Below are 26,441 nucleotides of genomic sequence, written 5' to 3'. Positions count from 1 at the left end.
TTTAGTGATCAGGAACTGGTCGAGGAGAGCGACGGGACAGGGAACGAGGAGAAGGAGCCTGACGCTCGGTACGTCTGGAGGCGCCGGTAGGGCGTTCACTCCACCGCGTACCAGCGGACCAGCCGTGGCGCGGCCCAGTCGGTCGCGACGGACTCGACCAGCCACCGTCCGGGGTAGGTCGCAGCGAACGCGATGCGTTGGGTTTGGCCTGGCTCGATCGCGAGCGTGTCCAGCCAGTACGGCTTCCAGCCGTCGTCGAGCCGGTCGAGCAGGCGGAAATGATGGCCATGCAGGTGGAAGGCGGTGGTGACTGGAGTGAAGTTCTTCAGGGCTAGCACGACAGTGCGACCGGCCTTGGCCCGAAAGGCGGGAGCGGAGGAGGCGGAGAAACTTGCAGGCCGTGTCCAACCTGCGTCGGGTGCGCCGAGCGCGAGATCGAACCGCAGGGCGCCCTTGAGATCGAGCTGGTCGGGCAGATCATTCGAAGGGAGTGGCTGTGGCGGCGACAGCGGCGCGCGCCGCTCCAATTTGCCGGAGATCGTGAGGCTCCCGATCTGGCGCGCCTCCTTGCCGTCGTGGAGCAGGAATGGGGCCGATGTGGCCGTATCCACGAAAGCGTCCGCACGCGCGCCGGGGGCGAGCACCAGAGCGCCGTTGCGGGCCGGGAAGGGCTCGGCCGGTTGTCCGTCCATGGCCATCACGCGGACGTCGTGGTTTTCCAATTTGATCGCCAGGACAGTGCGTTGGGAGCCGTTGATAAAGCGCAGCCGCAGCCTTTCGTTGGCCGCGGCTGAGAGTTCGAACGAAGTTCTCCCGTTGAGGGTATAGAGTGGGGCTGTGTCCTGCGGGTCCCGGCCCGGGGCGATCGCGGTGCCATCCGGCCGCAGGCGCCATTCCTCGATCAACAGCACCTCGTCACGGTCGACGGCGACGCGGTCGGCCTCCTCGATGATGATCGGCTGCGGCCGAACGGGCAGCTTCAACCCCTCCTCGAACAGGCGAAGGTCGGCCAGCAGGGTCCCCGCGTGAGGCATTGAAATAATTGATGTTTCCGTCGCGCCGGGGGCTACGGCTGCGCGGCCCGGCAGCGGCTCGGCAGCCGTCGCGCCATCAAGGCCGTACCAGACTGGCGCAACCGCCGCAGTGAGGTCGTTGCGAAATGTCGTTTCGCAGCGGTCGCCGCGCTTGAGACGGACGTCACCGGCAGCAGTTGGCGTCACCAGCTCCGAGATTGGTGTAGCTGGCTGTCCCGGCCTCAGAGCCAGGGTGGCTGGCCGCGCCTGGAGGGTGAGCCACGCGGCTGCCGGCGGCGTCGCTCCGCCTCCGGCAAGACCCGCCGCCGAGGCCGCCAGGCCGGCCAAAACCTCACGTCGGGTCGGAGCAAAAAATCGCTTCGTCATGAGGCGATGCGGACCACGCCGCGCTGGATAAGTCCAGCCGTTGCGCCTATCTGAAGAGGGTGTCGACACGGCCATTTTTTTGCTGCGAACAGGCGGGCACATGCTATAAGCCCGGCCGCCCGCGGCATCGCGGCCGGTCTTGATGCAAATTCACGCGGGCGTGGCGGAACTGGTAGACGCGCTGGATTTAGGTTCCAGTGACGAAAGTTGTGGGGGTTCGAGTCCCTCCGCCCGCACCAAGCGCTTTCAGCGTTTGCACGGATTACAAGGACCTCGTTCCTCATGGACGTTTTGTCCCGAGGAGCCCGGTCCGATGAACCACCGGCGCAAAGGCGTTTTGCCCGCGCGCCGGATCGATTGATGACAAATGTCGGGGCGGCAAGCGCCGTGACAAAGCGAGAAGAAGATTGGACGCCATGCAGGTCACAGAGACCCTCTCGGAAGGATTGAAGCACGAATTCAAGATCAGCGTTCCCGCGTCTGATCTCGATGCCAAGGCCGACGCCAAGATCGTCGACCTCAAGGACAAGGTGCGCCTCAACGGCTTCCGTCCCGGCAAGGTGCCGGTCGCGCATCTCAAGAAGGTCTATGGCCGTTCGGTGATGGCCGAGACCATCGACCAGACCATTCGCGACACCAACACGCAGATCTTCCAGGAGCGCGGCTTCCGTCTCGCGACCGAGCCGAAGATCACCATGCCGACCGAGAAGAAAGAGGTCGAGGAATTGCTCTCCGGCAAGTCCGACCTGACCTACACGGTCGCGATCGAAGTGGTGCCGCCGATCCAGCTCGCCGACTTCAAGAGTTTCCAGGTCGAGAAGCCGGTCGCCGACGTGACCGACGTAGAGGTCGACGAGGCCATCAAGCGCATCGCCGACAACAACCGCAGCTACAGCGACAAGGGTGAGAGCGCCAAGGCGGCCTCCGGCGATCGCGTTACCGTCAGCTTCAAGGGCACCATCAATGGCGAAGCCTTCGAGGGCGGCACCGGCGAGGGCATCCAGGTCCAGATCGGCTCCAACACCTTCATCCCCGGCTTCGAGGATCAGCTCATCGGCATCGGCGCGGGCGAGACCCGTACGCTGAAGGTGGCATTCCCGAAGAACTATATGAACGACAAGCTCGCCGGCCAGCCCGCCGAGTTCGAGACCACCGCAACGCTGATCGAAGCGCCGCAGGACACCAAGATCGACGACGAGTTTGCCAAGTCGCTCGGCCTTGAATCGCTGGACAAGCTGAAGGAAGCCGCGCGCGAGCGGCTGGTGGCCGAGTTCGCCACCGCGACGCGCCAGCGCGTCAAGCGCGCGTTGCTCGATCGTCTCGACGAGGCCCATCGCTTCGATGCGCCGCCCTCGCTCATCGACGAGGAGTTCAATCTGATGTGGAACTCGGTCAAGGCCGAGATGGACTCCGCCGGCAAGACCTTCGCCGACGAGGACACCACCGAAGACAAGGCGAAGGACGAGTATCGCAAGATCGCCGACCGCCGCGTGCGGCTCGGCCTCGTGCTGTCGGAGATCGGCGAGAAGAACAAGATCACCGTGACCGACGACGAGGTGGGTCGCGCAGTGATCGAGCGGGCGCGCCAGGTGCCGGGCCGCGAGAAGGAAGTCTGGGACTATTACCGCAACAATGCCAACGCGCTGGCCCAGCTTCGTGCACCGATCTACGAGGACAAGGTGGTCGACTTCATCCTCGAACTCGCCAACGTGACCGAGAAGAAGGTCTCGCGCGAGGAGCTCTACAAGGATGACGAGGCGGACAAGACTGCCGCATAAGGCTCGCAAGAAAGCCTTCTGTTAAGGATGATCGCGGAAGCGGGCCCACTAGCCAGGTGGCCGGCTGGGCCTGTTTCCGCGAATCAGCTTCAACTGGTTTGTCGGATTAAGCCTTAATTCGCTCCGGCCTTGTCTGAAGCGAATTGGGCTATATCTGTCGTTACGCCCTACTCAAGTCCTGCATCACGGGACGTTCATCCGCGCTCGGCGATTCCAGCGAAGACTGTCTTGCCGCGAGGATGTCCGCCTCCGAAAAACCTAGGTGACTCATGCGCGATCCGGTTGAAACCTACATGAACCTCGTGCCCATGGTGGTCGAGCAGACCAACCGTGGCGAGCGCGCCTACGACATCTTCTCGCGTCTGTTGAAAGAGCGCATCATCTTCGTGACCGGACCGGTCGAGGATGGCATGTCGACGCTGATCGTCGCACAGCTTCTGTTCCTCGAAGCCGAGAATCCGAAGAAGGAAATCTCGATGTACATCAATTCGCCGGGCGGCGTGGTGACGTCGGGCCTTGCGATCTACGACACCATGCAGTTCATCCGTCCGCCGGTCTCCACGCTCTGTACGGGGCAGGCGGCTTCGATGGGCTCGCTATTGCTCGCGGCCGGCGAGAAGGACATGCGCTTCTCGCTGCCGAACGCGCGCATCATGGTGCACCAGCCTTCCGGCGGCTTCCAGGGCCAGGCCACCGACATCATGCTGCACGCGCAGGAAATCCTGAACCTGAAGAAGCGTCTCAACGAGATCTACGTCAAGCACACCGGTCAGACCTACAAGTCGATCGAGGATGCGCTGGAACGCGACAAGTTCCTCACGGCAAACGACGCCAAGGAATTTGGCCTCGTCGACAAGGTGATCGACAAGCGCGCCGAGGACCCGGCGCCGCCGAAAGCCCTGTAGCACTACCGAAATGGTAACGGCGATCCCCGGGATTTCTGGGGATCGTCAGGGCGGCCTTCACGTTAATGGCGCGTCGTGCGGCGCAAAAAGCGGCCTTGCGCCTCGCGACAGGCGGAAAGTTCCGCTTTCGTGCTGGTTCTTTCGTGGTAATCCAGCAACGCCCGGGTGATTTCGATCACTTCGCTCGTGCCAAGTCGTGAAATCACGGTATTGTCACGGGTAGCCAGCGCCCCCCCGATTAGCGAATTCTTGATAGTCGGGTGACAGCATGGTTGGCTAGGTTTGATGGGCTAAGATCGCGGGAGAATCGAGTGACCGTGATTCGCACGGGATGTAACGCGTAGGGTCTTTTTTGGTACGGAATTTGCTCTATTTGAATCTATGCCGGCCGTCGTGCCGGACTGGAGCGATCGAGCGGACGGGATCGAACCGCGGACGGAGATATGAATGAGTAAGGTCGGCACGAGCGACTCCAAGAACACGCTGTATTGCTCGTTCTGCGGCAAGAGCCAGCACGAAGTCCGCAAACTGATCGCGGGTCCCACGGTCTTCATCTGCGACGAGTGCGTCGAGCTCTGCATGGACATCATCCGTGAGGAGAACAAGTCCTCGCTGGTGAAGTCGCGCGACGGTATTCCGACGCCGAAGGAAATCTGCAAGGTGCTGGACGACTACGTGATCGGCCAGAGCCATGCTAAGAAGGTTCTCTCGGTCGCGGTGCACAACCACTACAAGCGCCTCAACCACCAGACCAAGCACAACGACGTCGAACTCGCGAAGTCGAACATCCTGCTGATCGGTCCGACCGGCTCGGGCAAGACGCTGCTCGCGCAGACGCTCGCCCGCATCCTGGACGTTCCCTTCACGATGGCCGACGCGACGACGCTGACCGAAGCCGGCTATGTCGGTGAGGACGTCGAGAACATCATCCTGAAGCTGCTGCAGGCCGCCGACTACAACGTCGAGCGGGCGCAGCGCGGCATCGTCTACATCGACGAGATCGACAAGATCAGCCGCAAGTCCGACAATCCGTCGATCACCCGCGACGTGTCGGGCGAGGGCGTGCAGCAGGCGCTCTTGAAGATCATGGAAGGCACGGTGGCTTCGGTCCCGCCGCAGGGCGGCCGCAAGCATCCGCAGCAGGAGTTCCTGCAGGTGGACACCACCAATATCCTGTTCATCTGCGGCGGCGCCTTCTCGGGCCTCGAGAAGATCATCTCGGCGCGCGGCCGGTCGACCTCGATCGGCTTCGGTGCCTCGGTGATGGCACCTGAGGACCGCCGCACCGGCGAGATCTTCCGCCACGTCGAGCCCGAGGATCTCCTGAAGTACGGTCTCATCCCCGAGTTCGTCGGCCGTCTGCCGGTCGTGGCGACGCTCGAGGACCTCGACGAGACGTCGCTGAAGAAGATCCTGACCGACCCGAAGAACGCGCTGGTCAAGCAGTACCAGCGCCTGTTCGAGATGGAAAACATCGAGCTGACCTTCGCCGACGAGGCGCTTGGCGCGGTTGCCCGCAAGGCGATCGAGCGCAAGACCGGCGCGCGCGGACTGCGCTCGATCCTCGAAGCGATCCTGCTCGAGACCATGTTCGATCTGCCGGGCCTGGAAGGTGTGGAAGAGGTGGTGATCTCGCGCGAAGTCGTGGAAGGCACGGCGCGTCCGCTCTACATCTACGCCGATCGCTCCGATCGTGCGGTCGAGAATGCCAGCGCCTGACGGGCGCTGGTCTGAGCCTTCGAACTTCTCGAATTGACGGCTGCGGAATGAGTATCCGCAGCCGGTATTGCGTCGCTCGTCCCGCGTGCGTAAGCGCCAAATGGCGCGCATCTTTCAATGACTTGACACCCCCTGGGTCGATAGCCACCTAATGCAAACGGCGAGCAGGAATTCTCTTCAAGATTCGCCTCAATTCGATCCGGCAAGGCCGGTCCAAGCTTAAGGGCCTACTGGTTTTGCGGATCACCTCGGCACCTTGTGGCGGTTGCGCTAGGCACAGCGGGCTGCGTGCAAGGGGGCAAAGCAAAAGGAAAAGGCCATGACTAATCCCAAACCCCGGCCAACCATCGTTCATGGCGAAGCGCACGCTTATCCCGTGCTTCCCTTGCGCGACATCGTCGTCTTCCCACACATGATCGTGCCGCTCTTCGTTGGCCGCGAGAAGTCGATCCGCGCGCTCGAAGAAGTGATGAAGAACGACGCGCTGATCATGCTCGCGACGCAGAAGAACGCGTCCGACGATGATCCAGCGCCCGATGCGATTTACGAGACCGGTACGCTCGCCAGCGTGTTGCAGCTTCTGAAGCTTCCCGACGGCACCGTGAAGGTGCTGGTCGAGGGGCTCGAGCGAGCGCGCGTGGAGAGATACACCGATCGCGCCGATTATTACGAGGCGACCGCGGTCGCACTCGCCGACACCGATGCTAAGTCGGTCGAGGCCGAAGCGCTGGCGCGCTCGGTCGTGTCCGACTTCGAGAGCTATGTGAAGCTCAACAAGAAGATTTCGGCCGAGGTCGTCGGCGTCGTGCAGGCGATCACCGATTTCGCCAAGCTCGCCGACACCGTCGCCTCGCATCTCGCCGTCAAGATCGCGGATCGGCAAGGAATCCTGGAGACGCTGTCCGTCACCTCGCGCCTGGAGAAGGTGTTGGGCCTGATGGAGAGCGAGATCTCGGTGCTGCAGGTCGAGAAGCGCATCCGCTCGCGCGTCAAGCGCCAGATGGAGAAGACCCAGCGCGAGTACTATCTCAACGAGCAGATGAAAGCGATTCAGAAGGAGCTCGGCGACGACGATGGTCGCGATGAACTCGCTGATCTCGAAGAGAAGATCTCGAAGACCAAGCTGTCGAAGGAAGCGCGAGAGAAGGCGCAGCACGAGCTGAAGAAGCTGCGCCAGATGTCGCCGATGTCCGCGGAAGCGACGGTCGTACGCAATTATCTCGATTGGCTGCTGTCGATCCCGTGGAACAAGAAGTCCAAGGTCAAGAAGGACCTGGAAGCCGCTCAGTCGGTTCTGGATGCCGATCACTACGGGCTCGAGAAGGTCAAGGACCGCATCGTCGAGTATCTTGCGGTGCAGTCGCGCGCCAACAAGCTGACAGGGCCGATCCTGTGCCTGGTCGGGCCTCCCGGCGTCGGCAAGACCTCGCTCGGCAAGTCGATCGCAAAGGCGACGGGGCGCGAATTCGTGCGCGTCTCGCTCGGCGGCGTGCGCGACGAGGCCGAGATCCGCGGTCACCGCCGTACCTATATCGGCTCGATGCCTGGCAAGATCATCCAGTCGATGCGGAAGGCGAAGTCGTCCAACCCGCTGTTCCTGCTGGACGAGATCGACAAGATGGGCGCCGATTTCCGCGGCGATCCGTCCTCGGCGCTGCTCGAGGTCCTGGACCCCGAGCAGAACTCGACCTTCAACGACCACTATCTCGAGGTCGACTACGATCTCTCCAACGTGATGTTCATCACGACCGCGAATACGCTCAATATTCCGGGCCCGCTGATGGACCGCATGGAGATCATCCGGATCGCGGGCTACACCGAGAACGAGAAGGTCGAGATCGCGCGCAAGCACCTGATCCCGAACGCGGTGTCCAAGCACGGTCTGGACTCCAAGGAGTTCTCGATCGACGACGACGCGCTGCTGCTACTGATCCGCCGCTACACCCGCGAAGCGGGCGTGCGCAATCTGGAGCGTGAGCTCTCGACACTCGCCCGCAAGGCGGTGAAGGAGCTGATGATCTCCAAGAAGAAGTCGGTCAAGGTCACCGAGAAGACTCTGGAGGAGTTTCTGGGTGTGCCGAAGTACCGCTTCGGCGAGATCGAAAGCGAGCCGCAGGTCGGCATCGTCACCGGCCTTGCCTGGACCGACGTCGGCGGCGAGCTGCTGACGATCGAAGGCGTCATGATGCCCGGCAAGGGCAAGATGACGGTCACGGGCAATCTGCGCGACGTCATGAAGGAGTCGATCTCGGCGGCGGCGTCCTACGTCCGCTCGCGTGCGATCAACTATGGTGTCGAGCCGCCGATGTTCGACAGGCGCGACATCCACGTGCACGTGCCGGAGGGCGCTACCCCCAAGGACGGTCCGTCCGCAGGCGTGGCGATGGCCACCGCGATCATCTCGGTCATGACCGGCATTCCGGTCCGCCACGACGTCGCGATGACCGGCGAGATCACGCTTCGCGGCCGTGTGCTGCCGATCGGCGGTCTGAAGGAGAAGCTGCTGGCTGCCGCCCGCGGCGGCATCAAGACGGTGCTGATCCCGGAGGACAACGCCAAGGATCTCACGGAGATTTCCGATGCGATCAAGGGCGGCATGGAGATCGTCCCGGTCTCGCGGCTCGACGACGTCGTCGCCCGCGCGCTGGTGAAGAAGCCGGTGCCGATCGTCTGGGAAGAGGACGCCAAGGTGACGGTGAAGCCGGATGGCGACGAAGCCGCCGGTGGCCTGACCGCTCACTGAGACCGGCCAAAGATGTTAAAACGGCGCCCTCGGGCGCCGTTTTTGTTTTGGGAGCGCGGCATGCAGATCGACGGACAGTGCCATTGCGGCCGGGTCAGCTACACGGCGGAGATCGATCCGGAGGCGATCTCGGTGTGCCACTGCACCGATTGCCAAGTGCTGACCGGGTCCCCCTTCCGGGTAACCGCGATCTGCTCCGGCCAAACCCTCCGCCTGACCGGCGGAAAGCCCAAGGTCTATGGCAAGCGCGGCGACAACGGCCGGATGCGCTTCCAGCATTTCTGCGGCGACTGCGGTTCCCCGCTGTTCACCAGCGGCGAGGGCTCGGAGGCCGACGATTGGGGCATCCGCTGGGGCAGCATCCGCCAGCGCGAGACCTTGCGGCCCAGCCGCCAGATCTGGTGCCAGTCGGCGGCGCTGTGGATCGATACGGTGCCCGTCTTGCCGGGGCGACCCAAGGATTGAAGCACGATCCGCTTCGCGAACGGGGTAGGGCGGGACCGCCTGCCGAGAGCGCTAACTGTTTGATTTGATTGGTGGGCGGTCACGGATTCGAACCGCGGACCCTCTCGGTGTAAACGAGATGCTCTAACCAGCTGAGCTAACCGCCCCACGGCGCCTCTTTAGCGCTGCCACACGTGGATGGGCAAGGCCCCTCGAACCGCGCCGGCTTCGTTCCTGGACTGGACGCCGCTTGGAACACCGGCAAAGATCGGACTTTTCCGTCCGACCGTTTTAATTTGTCCAATGAGTCCCTCCGAGCCTGAGATTCCTTTTTTTGTCCGCCGGCGCCGAGCCCCGGGACCGGCGGCTGCGGCTCTTCGAACTGCTTACAATCCGCTGGAATGCCGGACCGTGCGCAACCGGTTGATCAATGCGAGACACAGAGGCCCTGATGGAACAACCAAGCGGACATGAGCTCAATGCCGACCAGATCGCTTATTGGAATGGTCCCGGCGGCCAGAAATGGGCCGATCGCCACGCGGCGCAGGAGACGCTGCTTGGACCCATCGCCGACATCCTGATCGAGCGCGCCAGGCCGAAGCCGGGCGAGCGCGTGCTCGACATCGGCTGCGGCTCCGGTGCGACGACGGTCGCGCTCGCGAAGGCAGTCGGGCCGAACGGCTTTGCGCTCGGGCTCGACGTGTCCGGCCCGATGCTGTCGCAGGCGCGTGCACTTTCGCCAAAGAACCTGCCGCTCGATTTCGTGCTGGCGGACGCGACGGTCTATCCGTTCGATCCCCAAAGCTTCGATCTGCTCGCCTCGCGTTTCGGTGTGATGTTCTTTGCCGATCCGATCGCGTCGTTCACCAATCTGCGCCGCGCGCTGAAGCCGTCGGGGCGGCTGGCCTTCATCTGCTGGCGCGAGCCGCGCGAAAACCCCTGGATGATGACGCCGCTGATGGCGGTCTACAAACACGTACCGAAGCTGCCGCCGGTCGGGCCGGAGGATCCCGGTCCATTCGCCTTTGCGTCGGAAGAGCGCGTGATGCGCATCCTCAACGGCGCCGGTTTCGCGGACGTGGCGATGGAGCCGCGCAACCTTGCGATGGATATCGCGATCGGTGGCGGCCTGGACGCGGCGGTCGATGGCTCTCTTCAGATCGGCCCCGCCAGCCGCGCCCTGCAAGGCCATCCGCCGGAGACCCACGAGGCGGCCAAAGGCTCGATCCGCGAAGCGCTGGCGCCGTTCGTCAGGGGGCAATCGGTGGCGCTGCAAGGCGCGATCTGGATCGTGACGGCGAAGGCAGGGTAGGCGAGGAAGCTTCCACAACCGTCATTGCGAGGAGCGAAGCGACGAAGCAATCCAGAATCTCTCCGCGGGGGAATTCTGGATTGCTTCGCTTCGCTCGCAATGACAGTGGGATGCGGGCCTTCATTGGCGATCGTCACCCGCAGAGCGGTCGTCACACCACGTTGTCGGGCGCCAGCGCGCAGGCGTTGTCCTGGCCGGTCTCGATCTGGATCGTCGTATGGCCGATCCGGTGGGAGGTTTTCAGGAGCTGTGCGGTCTCCATCAGGAAGGCGTCGCCGGGGTGACCGCTCAGCATGACGAGGTGACACGTCAGCGCCGTTTCCGTGGTGCTGATCGGCCAGACGTGCAGGTCGTGGATATCGGAGACGCCGGGCCGCTGCATCAGAAAGCCTTTGATGGCGTCGAGGTCGGTGCCTCGTGGCGCGGCAGCCATCGACATGTCGACGGAGCTGCGGAGCAGGCCCGTCGTGCTCCAGAGGATGACGGCGCAGATCACGAGGCTCGCCAGCGGATCGAGCCAGAGCCAGCCGGTCAAGATGATCAGCGCCGCCGAGACGACCACGCCGAGCGAGACTGCGGCATCGCCAGCCAAGTGCAGGAACGCGCCCTGGATGTTGATGTCGTCCTTGCGACCGCTGGCGAACAGCATCGCGGTCGCTCCGTTGATGAGGATGCCGATGCCGGCGACAATCATCACCGTGACGCCGGCGACCGGCTCTGGCTCGCGCAGCCGCAGGATCGCTTCCCAGCCGATCGCGCCGGTTGCGACCAGGAGGAAGACGGCGTTCGCCAGTGCCGCCAAAATGGTCGAGGCGCGAAAGCCGTAGGTGAAGCGGCCGGTGGGCGCGCGCCTGGCCGCGACCGATGCACCCCAGGCCATGACGAGGCCGAGCACGTCGCTCAAATTGTGGCCGGCGTCGGCGAGCAGGGCGGTTGAATTGGCGATGTAGCCGTAAACGCCTTGCGCGACGACGAGCGCGGTGTTGAGCGAAATGCCGATCGCAAATGCCCTGCCAAAATTTGCGGGCGCGTGGACATGCGCACCGTGGCCATGATCGTGGTCGTGCCCGGCATGGTCGTGGTGATCATGGTGATGATGGCCGGCATGGTGGTCGTGCTTGTCCACGTCTACCGCTCCCCGGAATCGGCGTGAGCCAAATCAGCGCCCATTGTAGGCGTTCGCCGGCGCCGTCACGACGGAACAGCACGTAGAGCGCCGGCAGGACCAGGAGCGTCAGCACGGTCGAGGATTTTGCCAGCAACTCGCGTCACCGACGGACGCGGCGGATAGCTCTGGTCCGGGTCTAGATGCGATGATGGCATAATGCCCCTGATTTGCCCGACGTGTCAAATGAATTCGGAAAATGCAAAACGTGCGACGGCAGCCATCGGCTCCTTTGCATGGGGTTGTTTTCGATATTTTGATTGTACGGTCACGGAGCCTCAGGACCGGTACGACCATCGCCGGCTTCCACCGTCACCGAGACGTGGCAGCTCGCTTCCATCGCCCGCTCCAGCCATTTGATGGCTTCATCGATCCATTGATCGTGGTGCTCGGGATCGGCGCCTTTTCCCGGAATGCGTTCGCCCGGCTCAGGCAGGCCGTTCTGCGGTCCACGCGGCTCTCCCGCTCCTGGAGGTATCCGCCCCGATCGCATCTTTGATGATCCCGCGATTGGCGTCCTTAACATAAGACAGCCACTGCCGCGCAAAAACGGAAGGCCCCAGCTCCCGGGGTGACCCGGCTGGGGCCTTTGTGCTCACAATCTATGTTCCCTTGGACTTGTGCGGATAAACCGCATCTGGATGGTTCGTTCCCCGCCGAGGAAAGCCCCGGTTAGGAACATTCCTTGTGCCTCTTCATTAGCGCCCCGGAGCATTTGAGGAGGATGGGCTTATGGACGGATTGATTTATCTCATCGGCTTGATCGTCGTGATCATGGCGATCCTGTCGTTCTTCGGCCTGCGCTGAGAGAGCCGCGATGACTATCGAAGCTCTCGTGCAGGAAGAGGTCATGGAAGGTAGCGTGCCCGCCGCCGAAGGCCGCTGGACCATCCAGTGGAGTTCGGTGCTGGCGGGTGCGTTCGCTGCCGGTGCTCTGTCGTTCATCCTGGTCAGCTTTGGCGTCGCCATCGGCCTCGGCGTCAGTTCGACGTCGCCGACATGGCGCGATGCGTCATCGGCGCTGGCACTGCTGTCAGGACTGTATCTGATCCTCCAGGCGATCGTCAGCTTCGGCTTTGGCGGCTACATCGCCGGGCGGATCGCGCGGCCTGGGCCTGCGCTCGCAACGATCGAGGACGACGGCGAGCGGCGGGACGGGCTGCACGGACTGACGTCATGGGCGCTCGCCGTGCTGATCGGTGCGGCACTGCTCGCGATCCTCGGCGCGTCCGCGATCGAGCGCTCGACGATGCGCAGCTCGGCCAGCAATGCAACCGCCGCAGAGCCGCTGTTGAGCTATGAGCTCGACAAGCTGTTCCGCGCGCCACGTCGGCCGCCGAACACCGACGTGAGGGAAGCCCGCGCCGAAGCCGGCCGGATTCTCATGACGGCATCGAGCCACAGCGGCGTCAGCAGCGATGATCGGTCCTATCTCGTGCAACAGACGGCCGCGTTGACGGGACTGGCGCCCGCGGATTCCGAGCGGCGCGTCGATGCCGTGATCGCGGAGTCGCAGACGGCGATCAACCACGCGCGGCGCAGCTCGATCATCGTAGCATTCTCGGTCGCGGCGGCGACGCTGATCGGGGCCGCCGTCGCCTGGGCGGCTGCAGTCGCCGGCGGACGGCACCGTGACGGTGAACCCTTGCCGCAATGGATGGCGAGTTCGAATCGCTTCTATCGCGGTCGCCGCCCGATGCCGGTGCCGTAGCTGCAAGGCCATGGCCGGGACTAGCCGGGCCGTGACCGTGGCCTGCGGGAATCCTAGGCCCGCTCTTCCCAGATCATCGCGAGGTGCACGATGGTCTGGACCGCCTTTTCCATGTCTTGCCGGCTGACCCATTCCAGCCGCGAGTGAAATGCGTGCTCGCCGGCAAAGATGTTGGGGCAGGGCAGGCCCATGAAGGAGAGGCGCGAGCCGTCGGTGCCGCCGCGGATCGCGGTGCGCATCGGGCGGAGCCCAGCGCGGCGGATCGCCTCAATGGCGTATTCGAGGATGTGCGGGTGACGGTCGATCACCTGCTTCATGTTGCGGTACTGCTCGCGCACCTCGAGCCTGTAGGTCGAGCGCGGATAGTCCTTCATCACGTCCTTGACGATGTCCTCGAGCAGCGTCTCCTTCTCCTTCAAGCCTTCCTCGGTGAAGTCGCGGACGATGAAGGACAGCGTCGTCTGCTCCAGCGCGCCGGAGATGCCGATCGGATGCAGAAAGCCCTGCTTGCCCGAGGTGGTCTCTGGCGAGCAGCCTTCCTTCGGCAGGCGTTCGACGATTGCGGCTGCGATCTTGATCGCGTGCTCCATCTTGCCCTTGGCATAGCCGGGATGGGCAGAGACGCCCTGGATGGTGATGGTGGCGCCGTCAGCCGAGAAGGTCTCGTCCTCGACGCTGCCGGCGCTCTCGCCATCCATGGTGTAGCCGAAGTCGGCGCCCAGTTTCTTTAGATCGACATTGTCGACGCCGCGGCCGATCTCTTCATCGGGCGTGAACAGGATCTTGATGGTGCCGTGCTTCACGTCGGGGTTGTTGATGAAGAAATGCGCGGCGTCCATGATCTCGGCAACGCCCGCCTTGTTGTCGGCGCCTAGCAGCGTGGTGCCGTCGGTGGTGACGATGTCGTTGCCGATCTGGTTCTTGAGCGCGGGATGCTCGGCAAAGCGGATCACCTGGGTAGGATCGGCTGGCAGCGTGATGTCGCCGCCGCGATAATTCTTCACGACCTGCGGCTTGACGTCCTTGCCCGAGCAGTCGGGCGAGGTGTCCATGTGCGAGCAGAAGCAGATCACCGGCACCTTCTTGTCGGTGTTGGACGGGATCGTCGCGTAGACATAGCCGTAGTCGTCGAGATGGGCGTCTTCCACGCCCATGGCCTTGAGCTCGGTGACGAGCACGCGGCCGAGATCCTTCTGCTTCTCGGTCGAGGGCGCTGTGGGGGATTCAGGATCGGACTGGGTGTCGATGGTGACGTAGCGCAGGAAGCGCTCGGTCACGGTGTGGGCAAAGGTGAGGGACATTTCTTCTCGTAACCACCGGGATCTGGTGAGCCGCGGTATACCAGAAAAGCGTCATTCCGGGGACCACGTGTCGTCGCGCAAGGAGGCGTGATCAGACTTAATGAAGCGTAAGCCTGAGTAGGCTTCGGCCAGTTCCCTCAACGGGGCTGTCGGCGGCTTCCGGCACCGAAATCTGGCGCCTTCGGCCATCCGACGATTCGGGACCTACGGGCCAGCTATCCGGGGCAGGTTTTCGGTGAAGTCTCGCAGAAACACCCGATGTTTACGGGCCAAACGCAACGTCCTTGACTTCACCAGACCGCGCCTTTAAGTCCCCCCTCGTTCCGCATGGCTTTGCCCAGCACGCGGGAGTAGCTCAGTTGGTTAGAGCGCCGGCCTGTCACGCCGGAGGTCGCGGGTTCGAGCCCCGTCTCTCGCGCCATTGAATCAGTGGCTTAGCCTGGAATTCTCTCAAATCGCCGCAGACGCAAAAGCCGCCCGAAGGCGGCCTTGTGTCCGTCCGATATGGGCCGTTTCGGCCTTAGCGGACTTCCGATGTGCCCGAGCTGGTCACGGCCACCGGCTTGCCGGCCTTGACGACGTGGGTGGCCTGGGCGGTCTGGCTGAGATCGACACTGGTCCGTGCCGCGATCCCGAGGGCAGCCACCGCGATGCCGGCCACCAGCGCCACCACCACGATCTTCAGATGCGTCGCACGATCAGCAGAGTGAATGGAGTGGTTCATCTGAGCCTCCCGACGGGCTTTCCCGCCCATCTGTTGGCTCCTCTTCTAGGGACGATCTGTTTCCGGATGGTTTCGCCCCTTCCGCAAAATGGTTTCATCTGCCAGGCAGCTTGATCTCGCCAGGAGGACCCTTTCAGGCCGCTGTCCGGCAGATAGCGGCAGACCGGCCCGGTCACCTCACGCGGCATCGAGCTCGAGGCGGTGGCCAATGTCACGAAGGAGCTGAAGCTGATTGGCGCCTTCACCAGCTATCATCTCTTCACCAGCACGTCGGCCACATCCTGCCTCTACGGTGATCGCCGGCGCGTCACAGCCAGCAGCGGAAGCCTGGGCCGGTCTGCGCCGACGCATTCGCCAAACGAGTCCCGGTCCCGCCTTGATGCATGGCTCGTCCGGTCGCTCGCGCCCATGGATACGGATCTTCGCAGCGCCACTTCTGATCGCTATGGCGACCTCACCCCGATCCGCGGGCGCCGACATGCTCCGCGCGGAGCGTCGGCTGCTGCTGGGGAGTCCGACAGGGACACCCTTGCTGGAGCGGCCGTTCTGCTCCATACAGCCGCGGGGCGATTCCGGGATTTTCACTGTTCTGGGGGCGGCAAAGGGCCTAAAAGCAGCGTGTCTTGCACCCTTTGGTGCACTGCGCTAAGGCTCAGAACAATTCCAAATCGGGACGAATCCGCGGGCATCCCGGCCTGCGGGAAAAAGGGCTCGCCAATGAGCGGCATTCTGCAGAACTATCTTCCACTTGTCGTCTTTATAGGGGTGGCGGGCCTGATTGGCCTCGTGCTGCTGATCGCCCCCTTCATCGTGGCGTTCCAGCAACCGGATCCGGAAAAGCTGTCGGCGTATGAGTGTGGTTTCAACGCCTTCGACGACGCCCGGATGAAGTTCGACGTCCGCTTCTACCTGGTCGCCATCCTCTTCATCATCTTCGATCTCGAGGTGGCGTTCTTGTTCCCCTGGGCGGTAGCGTTCGGCAAGCTTGGTGCGACCGGCTTCTGGTCCATGGTGGTGTTCCTCGCCGTGCTGACGGTGGGGTTTGCCTATGAATGGAAAAAAGGGGCACTGGAATGGGATTGAACCCTGCCACATCGTCCGCCGGTCCGGTTCTAGCGCCGGCCCCGAAGGGCATTCTGGATCCGTCGACCGGCAAGCCGGTCGGGGCCAATGATCCGTTCTTCCTCGAGGTCAATCACGAGCTCTCCGACAAGGGCTTCTTCGTCGCTGCGGCCGACGACCTCATCACCTGGGCGCGCACCGGCTCGTTGATGTGGATGACCTTCGGTCTTGCCTGCTGCGCGGTCGAGATGATGCAGGTGTCGATGCCGCGCTACGACGTCGAGCGCTTCGGCTTTGCGCCGCGTGCCTCGCCGCGCCAGTCTGACGTGATGATCGTCGCAGGCACCTTGACCAACAAGATGGCCCCGGCGCTGCGCAAGGTCTACGACCAGATGCCCGAGCCGCGCTACGTCATCTCGATGGGCTCCTGCGCCAATGGCGGCGGCTACTACCACTATTCCTACTCGGTCGTGCGCGGCTGCGACCGCATCGTCCCGATCGACATCTATGTGCCGGGCTGCCCGCCCACGGCGGAAGCGCTGCTCTACGGCGTGCTGCTTCTTCAGAAGAAGATCCGGCGCACCGGCACTATCGAACGCTAAGGTTTTACGTCATGGACGACGGCAAGCTCGACGCCCTTGGGCAAACGATCGTTAGTGCGCTTCCGGGCGCCGCTACCGGTTACATGGTCGCCTTCAACCAGCTCACGGTGGACGTCGAGGCCGCCAAGATCGTTGAGGTGGTCAAGTACCTCCGCGACGATCCGAACTGCCGCTTCGTCAACTTCACCGACGTGACCGCGGTGGATTATCCGGCGCGCGAGAAGCGCTTCGACGTCGTCTATCATCTGATGTCGCCGACGCTTAACACGCGGATTCGGCTCAAGGCTCAGGCCGACGAGACCACCCAGGTGCCGTCGCTGATCGAGGTGTTTCCCGGCGCCGACTGGTTCGAGCGCGAGACCTACGACCTCTATGGCGTGATCTTCGTCGGACATCCCGACATGCGCCGCATCCTCACCGATTACGGTTTTGAGGGGCATCCGCTGCGCAAGGACTTCCCGCTCACCGGCTTCGTCGAGGTCCGCTACGACGACCAGGAGAAGCGGGTGGTGTACGAGCCGGTTCGGCTCAACCAGGAATTCCGCAAGTTTGACTTCCTCTCGCCGTGGGAAGGGGCGGACTATCCGCTCCCCGGCGATGAGAAGGCGGGGCCAAAGGTCTGATCATGAACGAGCAACCTGAAAACCTCCGAAATTTCACTATCAACTTTGGTCCGCAGCATCCGGCGGCGCACGGCGTGTTGCGCCTCGTGCTCGAACTGGATGGCGAGGTCGTTGCGCGCGTCGATCCGCATATCGGCCTGCTCCACCGCGGCACCGAAAAGCTGATCGAGCAGAAGACGTACTTGCAGGCGATCCCTTATTTCGATCGCCTGGACTACGTCGCGCCGATGAACCAGGAGCACGCCTTCTGCTTGGCTGCCGAAAAGCTGCTCGGCATCGAAGTGCCGCGCCGCGGCCAGTTGATCCGCGTGCTCTATTGCGAGATCGGCCGCATCCTCTCGCATCTTCTCAATGTCACCACGCAGGCGATGGACGTCGGCGCACTCACCCCGCCGCTGTGGGGTTTCGAGGAGCGCGAGAAGTTGATGGTGTTCTACGAGCGCGCCTCGGGCAGCCGTATGCATGCAGCCTACTTCCGCGTCGGCGGCGTGCACCAGGACCTGCCGCCCAAGCTGATCAACGACATCGAGGCCTGGTGCGATCCGTTCCTGAAAGTGGTCGACGATCTCGACCGTCTGCTCACCGCCAACCGCATCTTCAAGCAGCGCAACGTCGACATCGGCGTGGTGCCGCTGAAGGAAGCCTGGGAGTGGGGCTTTTCGGGCGTGATGGTGCGCGGCTCGGGTGCTGCCTGGGACCTGCGCAAGGCGCAGCCTTATGAATGCTACGCCGAAATGGAATTCGATATTCCGATCGGTAAGAACGGCGACTGCTACGACCGCTACCTGATCCGCATGGAAGAGATGCGCCAGTCGGTGCGCATCATGAAGCAGTGCATCGAGAAGCTGAAGGCGCCGGATGGGCAGGGGCCGGTCGCGGTCGAGGACAACAAGGTCTTCCCGCCGCGCCGCGGCGAGATGAAGCGCTCGATGGAAGCGCTCATCCATCACTTCAAGCTCTACACCGAAGGCGTCCACGTGCCGGCCGGCGAGGTCTACGCCGCGGTCGAGGCGCCGAAGGGCGAGTTCGGCGTCTATCTCGTCTCCGACGGCACCAACAAGCCCTACAAGTGCAAGATCCGCGCGCCGGGCTTTGCGCATCTGCAGGCCATGGATCACATCTGCAAGGGCCATCTCCTCGCGGACGTCTCTGCCATCCTCGGCTCGCTCGACATCGTGTTCGGAGAGGTCGATCGGTGATGGCGCAGGCGCCGATCCAGTTTGACCGCGCCTCGGGGGCTCTTGAAGGGGCCAACCTGTGGGAGCGGACGGCTGCCTTGGCGCTGGTGACGGGATCGAAGATCTCTTCGCACTTCTCGCATATGGGCTACATCGCCTGCGCCAATCTGCTGCGCAAGACGCTGCCCGAGCGCAACATCGCGATCAAGCTCAACCCGGACGCGGTGTTCGAGTTTCCGTATGGCGACGGCTACTGGAGCAAGCTGCTCAACCGCTCGTACAACTACGAGGACGAGCTGGAGTTGTTGTTCGCGGACTCCGTCGACGTCGATTACACGCTACTCGATTGCGGGGCGAACTACGGCTACTGGTCGGTGCTGGTGTCGAGCAAACCGTTCGGCTCGCACAAGGCAATCGCGATCGAGCCGTCCGGCCAGAACTATCCGAAGCTTGCCAACAACGCTGATATCAACGGCAACCGCTTCGAGACTATGAAATGCGCGATCGGCGCCGAGCGTGGCACCGCGCGGCTCTCCGGCACCAAGCACGAAGCTTTCAGCATCGCCGGCGCCCCCTCGGCGGGAGGTGAGGAAGTGCCGGTCATCGCGCTCGACAATCTGCTCGATGACGGCAAGGTCGAAGCGAACGCCAAATATTTGATCAAGCTCGACGTCGAAGGCGTCGAGATCGAGGCCATCAAGGGCGGCAAGCGGCTCCTTGAAGGCGACAGCGTGATCATGTGCGAGGAGCACGGCAGCGACCGTTCGCATGCGGTGTCGCGCTACATCCTCGAAAAGACCCCGCTGAAGCTGATCGTCTACGATCCCAGCACCAATCGCATGGAGACGGTGACCGAGCTCTCGATCCTCGATCGCATCAAGGTCTCTACCCACGTCGGCTACAACGTTTTCGGCACCGCAAGCACATTCTGGCAGGACAGGATCGATGCCCTGAATGCGAAAGCTGCGCGCCGTATCCAGTGAGAGATTGAAGAGATGTCCGTTCGCCGCCTAGCGCCCAAGGAAGTCCAGCCCGCGAGCTTTGCGTTCACGGAGGAGAACCTCGCGTTTGCGAAGCAGCAGGTCGCCAAATATCCGGCGGGGCGTCAGGCCTCGGCCGTGATCGCGATCCTGTGGCGTGCGCAGGAGCAGAACGACGGCTGGGTGTCGGAAGCCGCGATCCGCGTCATTGCCGACATGCTCGACATGCCCTACATCCGTGTTCTGGAAGTCGCGACCTTCTACACGATGTTCCAGCTCGCCCCCGTCGGCAAGAAGGCGCACGTCCAGGTCTGCGGCACCACACCGTGCCGGCTGCGGGGCGCCGAAGACCTGATCCACGTCTGCGAGAGCCGCATCCATCACGAGCCCTTCCACCTCTCCAAGGACGGCAATTTCAGCTGGGAAGAGGTCGAGTGCCTGGGCGCCTGCGTGAACGCGCCGATGGTCTTGATCGGCAAGGACACCTATGAGGACCTGACCAGGGAGAGTTTTGGCAAGGTGCTCGACGGCTTTGCCTCGGGCAATCCGCCCAAGCCCGGCCCGCAGAACGGCCGTCAGTTCTCAGCTCCCGCCACCGGGCCGACCACGCTGAAGGAGACCACCTGATGCGTGAATTCGCGTCACCCGCAGCGGAGAGGAACGGCGCCGTGAAGAAGTGGCGCTTCATCGCCATGCATGCCGCTGTCGCGGCCGCCTTCATTTTCCTGCTGCAGCGCTTCACCCTGAACGCGTCGCTGGAAACCAGTCTGCTCTGGGCGCTGACCTTTGCCGTCTGCGCCGCCGGGCTTGCCTACAAGCAAGCCAACCGTTGATCGGAAAGCACTGAAATGCTCGAGGACAAGGACCGCATCTTCAAGAACCTCTACGGCCTCCACGATTGGGGGCTCGAGGGCGCGCGGCGCCGCGGCGCCTGGGATGGCACCAAGGCCATCATCGACAAGGGCCGCGACTGGATCATCAACGAGATGAAGGCCTCAGGCCTGCGTGGCCGCGGCGGTGCCGGCTTCCCGACCGGCCTCAAATGGTCCTTCATGCCGAAGGAATCGACCGACGGCCGGCCGAGCTATCTCGTCGTCAACGCCGACGAGTCCGAGCCCGGCACCTGCAAGGACCGCGAGATCATGCGGCACGATCCGCATCTGCTCGTCGAGGGCTGCCTGATCGCGAGCTTCGCGATGAACGCCCATGCCTGCTACATCTATGTCCGCGGCGAGTTCATCCGCGAGCGCGAACGCCTCCAGGCCGCGATCGACCAGGCCTACGAGGCCAAGCTGATCGGCAAGGACAACGTCAACGGCTGGCCGTTCGACCTTTACGTCGCCCACGGCGCCGGCGCTTATATCTGCGGCGAGGAGACCGCGCTGCTCGAGAGCCTCGAGGGCAAGAAGGGCCAGCCGCGGCTGAAGCCGCCGTTCCCGGCCAACGTCGGTCTGTTCGGCTGCCCGACCACCGTCAACAACGTCGAGTCGATCGCGGTTGCGCCGGACATCCTGCGGCGCGGTGCGGCCTGGTTCGCCGGCATCGGTCGTCCGAACAATGTCGGCACAAAACTGTTCTGCATCTCCGGCCATGTCGAGCGGCCCTGCAACGTCGAAGAAGCGATGGGCATTCCGTTCCGTGAGCTGATCGAGAAGCATTGCGGCGGCATCCGTGGCGGCTGGGACAATCTGAAGGCCGTAATCCCCGGCGGTTCGTCGGTGCGCATGGTGCCGGCCGAGCAGATCATCGACACGCCGATGGACTTCGACTCCTTAAGCAAGCTGCGCTCGGGCCTCGGCACTGCGGCCGTGATCGTAATGGACAAGTCCACCGACCTGATCCGCGCGATCGCCCGCATTTCCTATTTCTACAAGCATGAGAGCTGCGGCCAGTGCACGCCGTGCCGCGAGGGCACCGGCTGGATGTGGCGGGTCTTGACCCGCATGGCCGAGGGGCGCGCCCACAAGCGCGAGATCGACATGCTGCTCGAGGTCACCAAGCAGATCGAAGGCCACACCATCTGCGCGCTCGGCGACGCAGCCGCCTGGCCGATCCAGGGCCTGATCGCGCATTTCCGTCATGAGATCGAAGCGCGCATCGATCAGTATTCGCACAGGGCCGACATCGACGATGCCGGCGTCCGCGATCCCGTGAACATGGTCGCGGCGGAGTAGGAAGAATGACAAAGCTCATCATCGACGGCAAAGAGATCGATGTCCCGCCGGAGTACACGCTGCTCCAGGCGTGCGAGACCGCCGGCGCCGAGATTCCGCGCTTCTGCTATCACGAGCGGCTGTCGATCGCTGGCAATTGCCGGATGTGCCTCGTCGAGGTGAAGGGCGGCCCGAAGCCGGTCGCGAGCTGCGCCTGGGGCGTGCGCGATTGCCGTCCGGGTCCCAAGGGCGAGCCGCCGGAAATCTCGACGCGTTCGCCGATGGTGAAGAAGGCCCGCGAAGGCGTGATGGAGTTCCTTCTCATCAACCATCCGCTGGACTGCCCGATCTGCGACCAGGGCGGCGAGTGCGACCTCCAGGACCAGGCAATGGGCTATGGTGTCGACACCAGCCGCTTCGCCGAGAACAAGCGCGCCGTCGAGGACAAATATCTGGGTGCGCTGGTCAAGACCTCGATGAACCGCTGCATCCAGTGCACGCGCTGCGTCCGCTTCTCGGCGGAAGTCGCCGGTGCCCCCGAAATGGGCGCGACGGGCCGCGGCGAGGATATGGAGATCACGACGTATCTCGAGCACGCGCTGACGTCCGAGCTTCAGGGCAATCTCGTCGACATCTGCCCCGTCGGCGCGCTGACCTCGAAGCCGTACGCCTTCGCCGCGCGCCCATGGGAGCTCGGCAAGACCCAGTCGGTCGACGTCATGGACGGCATCGGCTCGGCGATCCGCGTCGACACCCGTGGTCGCGAGGTGATGCGCATCCTCCCGCGCGTCAACGAGTCGGTGAACGAGGAGTGGATTTCCGACAAGACCCGTCACGTCGTCGACGGCCTGCGCACCCAGCGGCTCGACCGGCCCTATATCCGCGAGGCTGGCAAGCTGCGCCCGGCTTCGTGGTCCGAAGCCTTTGCTGCAATCGCCGCCAAGGCGGCCCGCACCGACGGCAAGCGGATCGGCGCCATCGCCGGAGATCTCGCCGGCGTCGAGGAGATGTTCGCGCTGAAGGATCTGCTCGCCAAGTTCGGCTCGGCCAATCTGGCGGTGCAGGGCGGTGATGCCTTCGATTCCGCGCTCGGCCGCGGCGCCTACGTCTTCAATCCGACCCTTGTCGGCATCGAGCAGGCCGACGCTCTCCTGATCATCGGCGCCAATCCTCGCAAGGAAGCGGCCGTGTTCAACGCCCGCATCCGCAAGCGCTGGCGCGCGGGCGGCTTCAAGATCGGCCTGATCGGCGCCAAGGCTGATCTGACCTACGATTACGAACATCTCGGCGCGGGCACGGAAACGCTCGCCGACCTCGGTGCGGGTAAGCACTCCTTCGCTGATGCCCTGAAGAATGCCAAGCATCCGGTCATCCTGGTCGGCGCCGGTGCGACCTCGCGTCACGACGGCGCGGCCATTCTCGCCCAAGCCGCCAAGCTGGCGCTCGAAATCGGCGCGGTGAAGGACGGCTGGAACGGTTTTGGCGTGCTGCATGAGACGGCCTCGCGCGTCGGCGCGCTGGATATCGGCTTTACGGCAGGTAATGGTGGCTTGAACGCCGCACAGATGACGACTTTCGGCACGTTGGATCTGTTGTTCCTGCTCGGGGCCGACGAGATCAAGGCGCCGGACGGCACCTACGTCGTCTATATCGGCACCCATGGCGACCGCGGCGCGCACCGCGCCGACGTGATTCTGCCGGCAGCGGCCTACACCGAGAAGTCGGCGATCTATGTCAACACCGAGGGCCGCGCGCAGATGACGGGCCGTGCCGCGTTCCCGCCGGGCGAGGCGCGCGAGGACTGGGCGATCATCCGTGCGCTGTCGGAAACGCTCGGCAAGAAGCTGGGCTACGACTCGCTCCCCGCGCTGCGCCAGGCGATCTTCAAGGCGGTGCCGCACCTGATCCGTCTGGACCAGATCGAGGCGGGCACGGCCGACCAGGTCAAGGCGCTCGCGAGCAAGGGCGGCACGCCTGAGAGGGCGCCGTTCAAGGCCCTGATCGAGGACTTTTACCTGACCAACCCAATCGCGCGTGCGTCCGCCGTGATGGCGGAATGCTCGCGGCTTGCCTCCGGGCAGATGCTGACCGCAGCGGAGTAAGCGTGATCTGATGGAATTCTTCCAAAGCGCATTCTGGACCGGCTTCCTCTGGCCGCTGATCATCATGGTCGCGGAGAGCGTCCTGCTGCTCGTCGTGCTGCTGGTCGCGATCGCCTACATCCTGCTCGCCGACCGCAAGATCTGGGCGGCGGTGCAGATCCGCCGCGGCCCTAACGTCGTCGGCCCCTGGGGCTTGTTCCAGTCCTTCGCCGACCTTCTGAAGTTCGTGCTGAAGGAGCCGATCATTCCGTCCGGCGCCAACAAGGGCGTCTTCCTGCTGGCTCCCTTGGTCTCCTGCGTGCTCGCGCTTGCGGCATGGGCGGTGATCCCGACCAATCTCGGCTGGGTGATCTCCGACATCAATGTCGGCATACTCTACATCTTCGCGATCTCGTCGCTGTCGATCTACGGCATCATCATGGCCGGCTGGTCGTCGAACTCGAAATATCCGTTCCTGGCGGCGCTGCGCTCGGCGGCGCAGATGGTGTCCTACGAGGTCTCGATCGGTTTCGTCATCATCACCGTTCTGCTCTGCGCCGGCTCGCTGAACCTCTCGGCCGTGGTCGAGGCGCAGAAGCTGCACGGTTTCGCAGGCCTGATCGGCCTGCCGCAGCTCACCATCCTGAACTGGTATGTGTGGCCGCTGTTCCCGATGTTCGTGGTGTTCTACGTCTCGGCGCTGGCGGAAACCAACCGTCCGCCGTTCGACCTCGTCGAGGCCGAGTCCGAGCTCGTCGCCGGTTTCATGGTCGAATACGGCTCGACCCCGTATCTGTTGTTCATGCTCGGCGAGTATGTCGCGATCGTCACGATGTGCGCGATGGCGACGATCCTGTTCCTGGGCGGCTGGCTGCCGCCGGTCGATCTGCCGCCCTTCAACTGGGTGCCGGGCATCATCTGGTTCTCGCTCAAACTGTTCTTCATGTTCTTCCTGTTCGCGATGGCGAAGGCGATCGTGCCGCGCTACCGCTACGACCAACTGATGCGCCTCGGCTGGAAGGTATTCCTGCCGCTGTCGCTGGCGATGGTGGTCGTGGTGGCCGGCGTGCTGCATTTCGCCGGCATCGCGCCGAAGTGAGGTCCGCCATGGGTATCAACATCAACGCCACCGCACGCTCGCTTCTGCTGTCGGAATTCGTCTCGGCGTTCTTCCTCGCCATGCGCTACTTCTTCCAGCCGAAGCCGACGCTGAACTATCCCTTCGAGAAGGGCCCGATCTCACCGCGCTTCCGCGGCGAGCACGCGCTGCGCCGCTATCCCAACGGCGAAGAGCGGTGCATCGCCTGCAAGCTGTGCGAGGCAGTCTGCCCCGCGCAGGCCATTACCATCGAAGCCGGCCCGCGTCGCAACGACGGAACCCGCCGCACCGTGCGCTACGACATCGACATGGTGAAGTGCATCTATTGCGGCCTCTGCCAGGAGGCCTGCCCGGTCGACGCCATCGTCGAAGGCCCGAACTTCGAATTCGCGACCGAGACCCGCGAGGAGCTCTACTATGACAAGGCCAAGCTGCTCGCCAACGGCGACCGCTGGGAACGCGAGATTGCGAAAGCGATCGAGCTCGACGCGCCGTACCGGTGAGGTGAGGGCATGATCCTTCCCGCGCTGTTCTTCTATCTGTTCGCCGGCATCTGCGTCGCCTCGGCGGTGATGGTGATTGTCTCGCGCAATCCCGTGCATTCCGTGCTGTATCTGATCCTGGCCTTCGTCAACGCCTCCGGCCTGTTCGTGCTGATGGGCGCCGAGTTCCTGGCGATGATCCTGATCGTCGTCTATGTCGGCGCGGTCGCGGTGCTGTTCCTGTTCGTGATCATGATGCTCGACGTCGACTTCCTTGAGCTGCGCGAAGGCTTCATCGAGTACCTGCCGGTTGGCCTCGTAATCGGCGGCATCTTCATGTTCGAGCTGTTGCTGGTCGTCGGCGCATGGGTGATCGACCCGACCGTGACCAAGTCGATCACGGCGGCTATCCCGGCCAACGTCTCCAATACCGAGGCGCTCGGGCTCGTGCTCTACACGAAGTACATCCATTACTTCCAGCTCGCCGGCATGGTGCTGCTGGTCGCGATGATCGGCGCCATCGTGCTGACGCTGCGCCACAAGGCGTCCGTCAAGCGGCAGGACATCAACGTTCAGAACGCGCGTACGCCCGACATGGCGATGGCGCTGCGCAAGGTGGCGCCGGGGCAGGGACTCCAGGATGCCGATGCAGCGGAGTGGGTGAAATGACGATCGGGCTCGGACACTATCTTGCCGTCGGCGCGATCCTGTTCACGCTCGGCATCCTCGGAATCTTCCTGAACCGCAAGAACATCATCGTCATCCTGATGTCGATCGAGCTGATCCTGCTCGCGGTCAACATCAACCTGGTGGCATTTTCGACCTTCCTGGGCGACATCGTCGGCCAGGTCTTCGCGCTCCTGGTGCTGACGGTCGCGGCTGCTGAAGCCGCGATCGGTCTTGCCATCCTGGTGGTCTATTTCCGCAACCGCGGCTCGATCGCGGTTGAGGACGTCAATCTGATGAAGGGTTAACCCAG

At 63.5% G+C, this 26,441-nt stretch carries 25 protein-coding genes and 3 tRNA genes; 22 read left to right on the top strand and 6 right to left on the bottom strand.

Translation table 11 applies throughout. The features are described 5' to 3' along the window. Positions 1-95: 95 nt before the first annotated feature. Positions 96-1,400 carry a multicopper oxidase domain-containing protein gene (locus QA640_RS25625; protein ID WP_283035702.1) on the bottom strand — a complete coding sequence of 435 codons (1,305 nt, stop codon included), beginning with the start codon at positions 1,398-1,400 and terminating at the stop codon, positions 96-98. Positions 1,401-1,554: 154 nt separating this feature from the next. Here QA640_RS25625 and QA640_RS25620 point away from each other — a divergent pair. The 6 genes from QA640_RS25620 to QA640_RS25595 all read left to right on the top strand — a co-directional run bounded on the left by QA640_RS25620 (position 1,555) and on the right by QA640_RS25595 (position 9,010). Further along, positions 1,555-1,639 (top strand) — tRNA-Leu (locus QA640_RS25620). Between the two features lie 177 nt (positions 1,640-1,816). Next, positions 1,817-3,178: a trigger factor gene (tig, locus tag QA640_RS25615; protein ID WP_283035701.1), complete on the top strand. Its 1,362-nt coding sequence runs from the start codon at positions 1,817-1,819 to the stop codon at positions 3,176-3,178. Between the two features lie 269 nt (positions 3,179-3,447). Beyond that, complete coding sequence (locus tag QA640_RS25610) at positions 3,448-4,083, top strand: ATP-dependent Clp protease proteolytic subunit (protein WP_283035700.1); 636 nt, start codon at positions 3,448-3,450, stop codon at positions 4,081-4,083. 447 nt (positions 4,084-4,530) lie between these two features. Beyond that, positions 4,531-5,802, top strand: coding sequence for an ATP-dependent Clp protease ATP-binding subunit ClpX (gene clpX, locus QA640_RS25605; RefSeq protein ID WP_254095610.1), 1,272 nt, complete (start codon positions 4,531-4,533; stop codon positions 5,800-5,802). Between the two features lie 319 nt (positions 5,803-6,121). After that, entirely contained in the window at positions 6,122-8,545 is a 2,424-nt protein-coding gene (lon, locus tag QA640_RS25600; RefSeq protein WP_283035699.1) for an endopeptidase La, read from the top strand. 60 nt (positions 8,546-8,605) lie between these two features. Then, positions 8,606-9,010 (top strand): GFA family protein, encoded by a 405-nt coding sequence (locus tag QA640_RS25595; RefSeq protein ID WP_283035698.1) that lies wholly within the window; start codon positions 8,606-8,608, stop codon positions 9,008-9,010. 69 nt (positions 9,011-9,079) lie between these two features. On the opposite strand, the gene QA640_RS25590 is transcribed toward QA640_RS25595, so the two are convergent. Beyond that, positions 9,080-9,156 (bottom strand) — tRNA-Val (locus tag QA640_RS25590). Positions 9,157-9,440: 284 nt separating this feature from the next. Between QA640_RS25590 and QA640_RS25585 the strand changes: the two genes are divergently transcribed. Further along, positions 9,441-10,301, top strand: coding sequence for a methyltransferase domain-containing protein (locus tag QA640_RS25585; protein ID WP_283035697.1), 861 nt, complete (start codon positions 9,441-9,443; stop codon positions 10,299-10,301). Between the two features lie 151 nt (positions 10,302-10,452). Here the strand turns inward: QA640_RS25585 and QA640_RS25580 are convergent, their stop codons facing one another. Together QA640_RS25580 and QA640_RS25575 are read right to left on the bottom strand one after the other, a co-directional pair. After that, entirely contained in the window at positions 10,453-11,427 is a 975-nt protein-coding gene (locus QA640_RS25580; RefSeq protein WP_283035696.1) for a cation diffusion facilitator family transporter, read from the bottom strand. A 307-nt stretch (positions 11,428-11,734) separates the two neighbouring features. Beyond that, positions 11,735-11,959, bottom strand: coding sequence for a hypothetical protein (locus tag QA640_RS25575; protein ID WP_283035695.1), 225 nt, complete (start codon positions 11,957-11,959; stop codon positions 11,735-11,737). 324 nt (positions 11,960-12,283) lie between these two features. Here QA640_RS25575 and QA640_RS25570 point away from each other — a divergent pair, with 324 nt between their 5' ends. Continuing rightward, the gene (locus tag QA640_RS25570; RefSeq protein ID WP_283035694.1) at positions 12,284-13,177 is read left to right on the top strand and encodes a hypothetical protein; all 894 of its coding nucleotides are present in this window, start codon (positions 12,284-12,286) and stop codon (positions 13,175-13,177) included. A 53-nt stretch (positions 13,178-13,230) separates the two neighbouring features. Here the strand turns inward: QA640_RS25570 and pepT are convergent, their stop codons facing one another. Then, positions 13,231-14,478 carry a peptidase T gene (gene pepT, locus QA640_RS25565; RefSeq protein ID WP_283035693.1) on the bottom strand — a complete coding sequence of 416 codons (1,248 nt, stop codon included), beginning with the start codon at positions 14,476-14,478 and terminating at the stop codon, positions 13,231-13,233. Between the two features lie 344 nt (positions 14,479-14,822). On the opposite strand from pepT, the gene QA640_RS25560 reads away from it, so the two are divergent. Then, positions 14,823-14,899, top strand: a tRNA-Asp gene (locus tag QA640_RS25560). Between the two features lie 99 nt (positions 14,900-14,998). Here QA640_RS25560 and QA640_RS25555 read toward each other — a convergent pair. After that, positions 14,999-15,202, bottom strand: a complete 204-nt coding sequence (locus QA640_RS25555; protein WP_283035692.1) for a hypothetical protein — start codon at positions 15,200-15,202, stop codon at positions 14,999-15,001. 717 nt (positions 15,203-15,919) lie between these two features. Between QA640_RS25555 and QA640_RS25550 the strand changes: the two genes are divergently transcribed. From QA640_RS25550 to nuoK, 13 genes are read left to right on the top strand one after another with little or no spacing between them, the layout of a single operon-like run. Further along, positions 15,920-16,285 (top strand): NADH-quinone oxidoreductase subunit A, encoded by a 366-nt coding sequence (locus tag QA640_RS25550; RefSeq protein ID WP_008136158.1) that lies wholly within the window; start codon positions 15,920-15,922, stop codon positions 16,283-16,285. Beyond that, a complete protein-coding gene (locus QA640_RS25545; protein WP_283042884.1) occupies positions 16,282-16,866 on the top strand; it encodes an NADH-quinone oxidoreductase subunit B in 585 nt (194 codons plus the stop codon). Before QA640_RS25550 ends, QA640_RS25545 begins: the two co-directional genes overlap by 4 nt. A gap of 11 nt (positions 16,867-16,877) precedes the next feature. Beyond that, positions 16,878-17,489, top strand: coding sequence for an NADH-quinone oxidoreductase subunit C (locus QA640_RS25540; RefSeq protein ID WP_283035691.1), 612 nt, complete (start codon positions 16,878-16,880; stop codon positions 17,487-17,489). Between the two features lie 2 nt (positions 17,490-17,491). Continuing rightward, a complete protein-coding gene (locus tag QA640_RS25535; RefSeq protein ID WP_283035690.1) occupies positions 17,492-18,688 on the top strand; it encodes an NADH-quinone oxidoreductase subunit D in 1,197 nt (398 codons plus the stop codon). Further along, positions 18,688-19,650 (top strand): FkbM family methyltransferase, encoded by a 963-nt coding sequence (locus tag QA640_RS25530; RefSeq protein ID WP_283042883.1) that lies wholly within the window; start codon positions 18,688-18,690, stop codon positions 19,648-19,650. The genes QA640_RS25535 and QA640_RS25530 overlap by 1 nt, the downstream gene beginning before the upstream one ends. A gap of 12 nt (positions 19,651-19,662) precedes the next feature. Further along, on the top strand, positions 19,663-20,274 hold the full coding sequence (nuoE, locus tag QA640_RS25525) for an NADH-quinone oxidoreductase subunit NuoE (RefSeq protein WP_283035689.1): 612 nt from the start codon (positions 19,663-19,665) through the stop codon (positions 20,272-20,274). Continuing rightward, positions 20,274-20,480: a hypothetical protein gene (locus QA640_RS25520; protein WP_283035688.1), complete on the top strand. Its 207-nt coding sequence runs from the start codon at positions 20,274-20,276 to the stop codon at positions 20,478-20,480. Before nuoE ends, QA640_RS25520 begins: the two co-directional genes overlap by 1 nt. A 15-nt stretch (positions 20,481-20,495) precedes the next feature. Next, positions 20,496-21,821, top strand: coding sequence for an NADH-quinone oxidoreductase subunit NuoF (gene nuoF, locus QA640_RS25515; protein ID WP_283035687.1), 1,326 nt, complete (start codon positions 20,496-20,498; stop codon positions 21,819-21,821). 5 nt (positions 21,822-21,826) lie between these two features. After that, positions 21,827-23,902, top strand: coding sequence for an NADH-quinone oxidoreductase subunit NuoG (gene nuoG / locus QA640_RS25510; RefSeq protein ID WP_283035686.1), 2,076 nt, complete (start codon positions 21,827-21,829; stop codon positions 23,900-23,902). A gap of 10 nt (positions 23,903-23,912) precedes the next feature. Beyond that, entirely contained in the window at positions 23,913-24,980 is a 1,068-nt protein-coding gene (gene nuoH / locus QA640_RS25505) for an NADH-quinone oxidoreductase subunit NuoH (protein ID WP_283035685.1), read from the top strand. A 14-nt stretch (positions 24,981-24,994) separates the two neighbouring features. Further along, positions 24,995-25,483 carry an NADH-quinone oxidoreductase subunit NuoI gene (nuoI, locus tag QA640_RS25500; protein ID WP_024341235.1) on the top strand — a complete coding sequence of 163 codons (489 nt, stop codon included), beginning with the start codon at positions 24,995-24,997 and terminating at the stop codon, positions 25,481-25,483. 9 nt (positions 25,484-25,492) lie between these two features. Further along, positions 25,493-26,131 (top strand): NADH-quinone oxidoreductase subunit J, encoded by a 639-nt coding sequence (locus QA640_RS25495; protein ID WP_283035684.1) that lies wholly within the window; start codon positions 25,493-25,495, stop codon positions 26,129-26,131. Then, a complete protein-coding gene (gene nuoK / locus QA640_RS25490) occupies positions 26,128-26,436 on the top strand; it encodes an NADH-quinone oxidoreductase subunit NuoK (protein ID WP_015685769.1) in 309 nt (102 codons plus the stop codon). The genes QA640_RS25495 and nuoK overlap by 4 nt, the downstream gene beginning before the upstream one ends. The last annotated feature ends 5 nt before the right edge of the window (positions 26,437-26,441 follow it).

This window comes from Bradyrhizobium sp. CB82 (assembly GCF_029714405.1).
Classification (GTDB): domain Bacteria; phylum Pseudomonadota; class Alphaproteobacteria; order Rhizobiales; family Xanthobacteraceae; genus Bradyrhizobium.
This window is presented reverse-complemented; position numbering and strand designations above follow the sequence as displayed.

Excerpts from the sequence above, each read along its gene's own strand:
- QA640_RS25595 (WP_283035698.1), top strand. The coding sequence starts at position 8,606 with ATGCAGATCGACGGACAGTGCCATTGCGGCCGGGTCAGCTACACGGCG.
- nuoG (WP_283035686.1), top strand. The coding sequence starts at position 21,827 with ATGACAAAGCTCATCATCGACGGCAAAGAGATCGATGTCCCGCCGGAG.
- nuoE (WP_283035689.1), top strand. The coding sequence starts at position 19,663 with ATGTCCGTTCGCCGCCTAGCGCCCAAGGAAGTCCAGCCCGCGAGCTTT.
- QA640_RS25555 (WP_283035692.1), bottom strand. The coding sequence starts at position 15,202 with ATGAACCACTCCATTCACTCTGCTGATCGTGCGACGCATCTGAAGATC.
- QA640_RS25570 (WP_283035694.1), top strand. The coding sequence starts at position 12,284 with ATGACTATCGAAGCTCTCGTGCAGGAAGAGGTCATGGAAGGTAGCGTG.
- lon (WP_283035699.1), top strand. The coding sequence starts at position 6,122 with ATGACTAATCCCAAACCCCGGCCAACCATCGTTCATGGCGAAGCGCAC.
- nuoH (WP_283035685.1), top strand. The coding sequence starts at position 23,913 with ATGGAATTCTTCCAAAGCGCATTCTGGACCGGCTTCCTCTGGCCGCTG.
- QA640_RS25585 (WP_283035697.1), top strand. The coding sequence starts at position 9,441 with ATGGAACAACCAAGCGGACATGAGCTCAATGCCGACCAGATCGCTTAT.
- QA640_RS25575 (WP_283035695.1), bottom strand. The coding sequence starts at position 11,959 with ATGCGATCGGGGCGGATACCTCCAGGAGCGGGAGAGCCGCGTGGACCG.
- QA640_RS25610 (WP_283035700.1), top strand. The coding sequence starts at position 3,448 with ATGCGCGATCCGGTTGAAACCTACATGAACCTCGTGCCCATGGTGGTC.
- nuoK (WP_015685769.1), top strand. The coding sequence starts at position 26,128 with ATGACGATCGGGCTCGGACACTATCTTGCCGTCGGCGCGATCCTGTTC.
- QA640_RS25550 (WP_008136158.1), top strand. The coding sequence starts at position 15,920 with ATGAGCGGCATTCTGCAGAACTATCTTCCACTTGTCGTCTTTATAGGG.
- pepT (WP_283035693.1), bottom strand. The coding sequence starts at position 14,478 with ATGTCCCTCACCTTTGCCCACACCGTGACCGAGCGCTTCCTGCGCTAC.
- nuoF (WP_283035687.1), top strand. The coding sequence starts at position 20,496 with ATGCTCGAGGACAAGGACCGCATCTTCAAGAACCTCTACGGCCTCCAC.
- tig (WP_283035701.1), top strand. The coding sequence starts at position 1,817 with ATGCAGGTCACAGAGACCCTCTCGGAAGGATTGAAGCACGAATTCAAG.
- QA640_RS25495 (WP_283035684.1), top strand. The coding sequence starts at position 25,493 with ATGATCCTTCCCGCGCTGTTCTTCTATCTGTTCGCCGGCATCTGCGTC.
- QA640_RS25540 (WP_283035691.1), top strand. The coding sequence starts at position 16,878 with ATGGACGACGGCAAGCTCGACGCCCTTGGGCAAACGATCGTTAGTGCG.
- QA640_RS25530 (WP_283042883.1), top strand. The coding sequence starts at position 18,688 with ATGGCGCAGGCGCCGATCCAGTTTGACCGCGCCTCGGGGGCTCTTGAA.
- QA640_RS25535 (WP_283035690.1), top strand. The coding sequence starts at position 17,492 with ATGAACGAGCAACCTGAAAACCTCCGAAATTTCACTATCAACTTTGGT.
- clpX (WP_254095610.1), top strand. The coding sequence starts at position 4,531 with ATGAGTAAGGTCGGCACGAGCGACTCCAAGAACACGCTGTATTGCTCG.
- QA640_RS25625 (WP_283035702.1), bottom strand. The coding sequence starts at position 1,400 with ATGACGAAGCGATTTTTTGCTCCGACCCGACGTGAGGTTTTGGCCGGC.
- QA640_RS25520 (WP_283035688.1), top strand. The coding sequence starts at position 20,274 with ATGCGTGAATTCGCGTCACCCGCAGCGGAGAGGAACGGCGCCGTGAAG.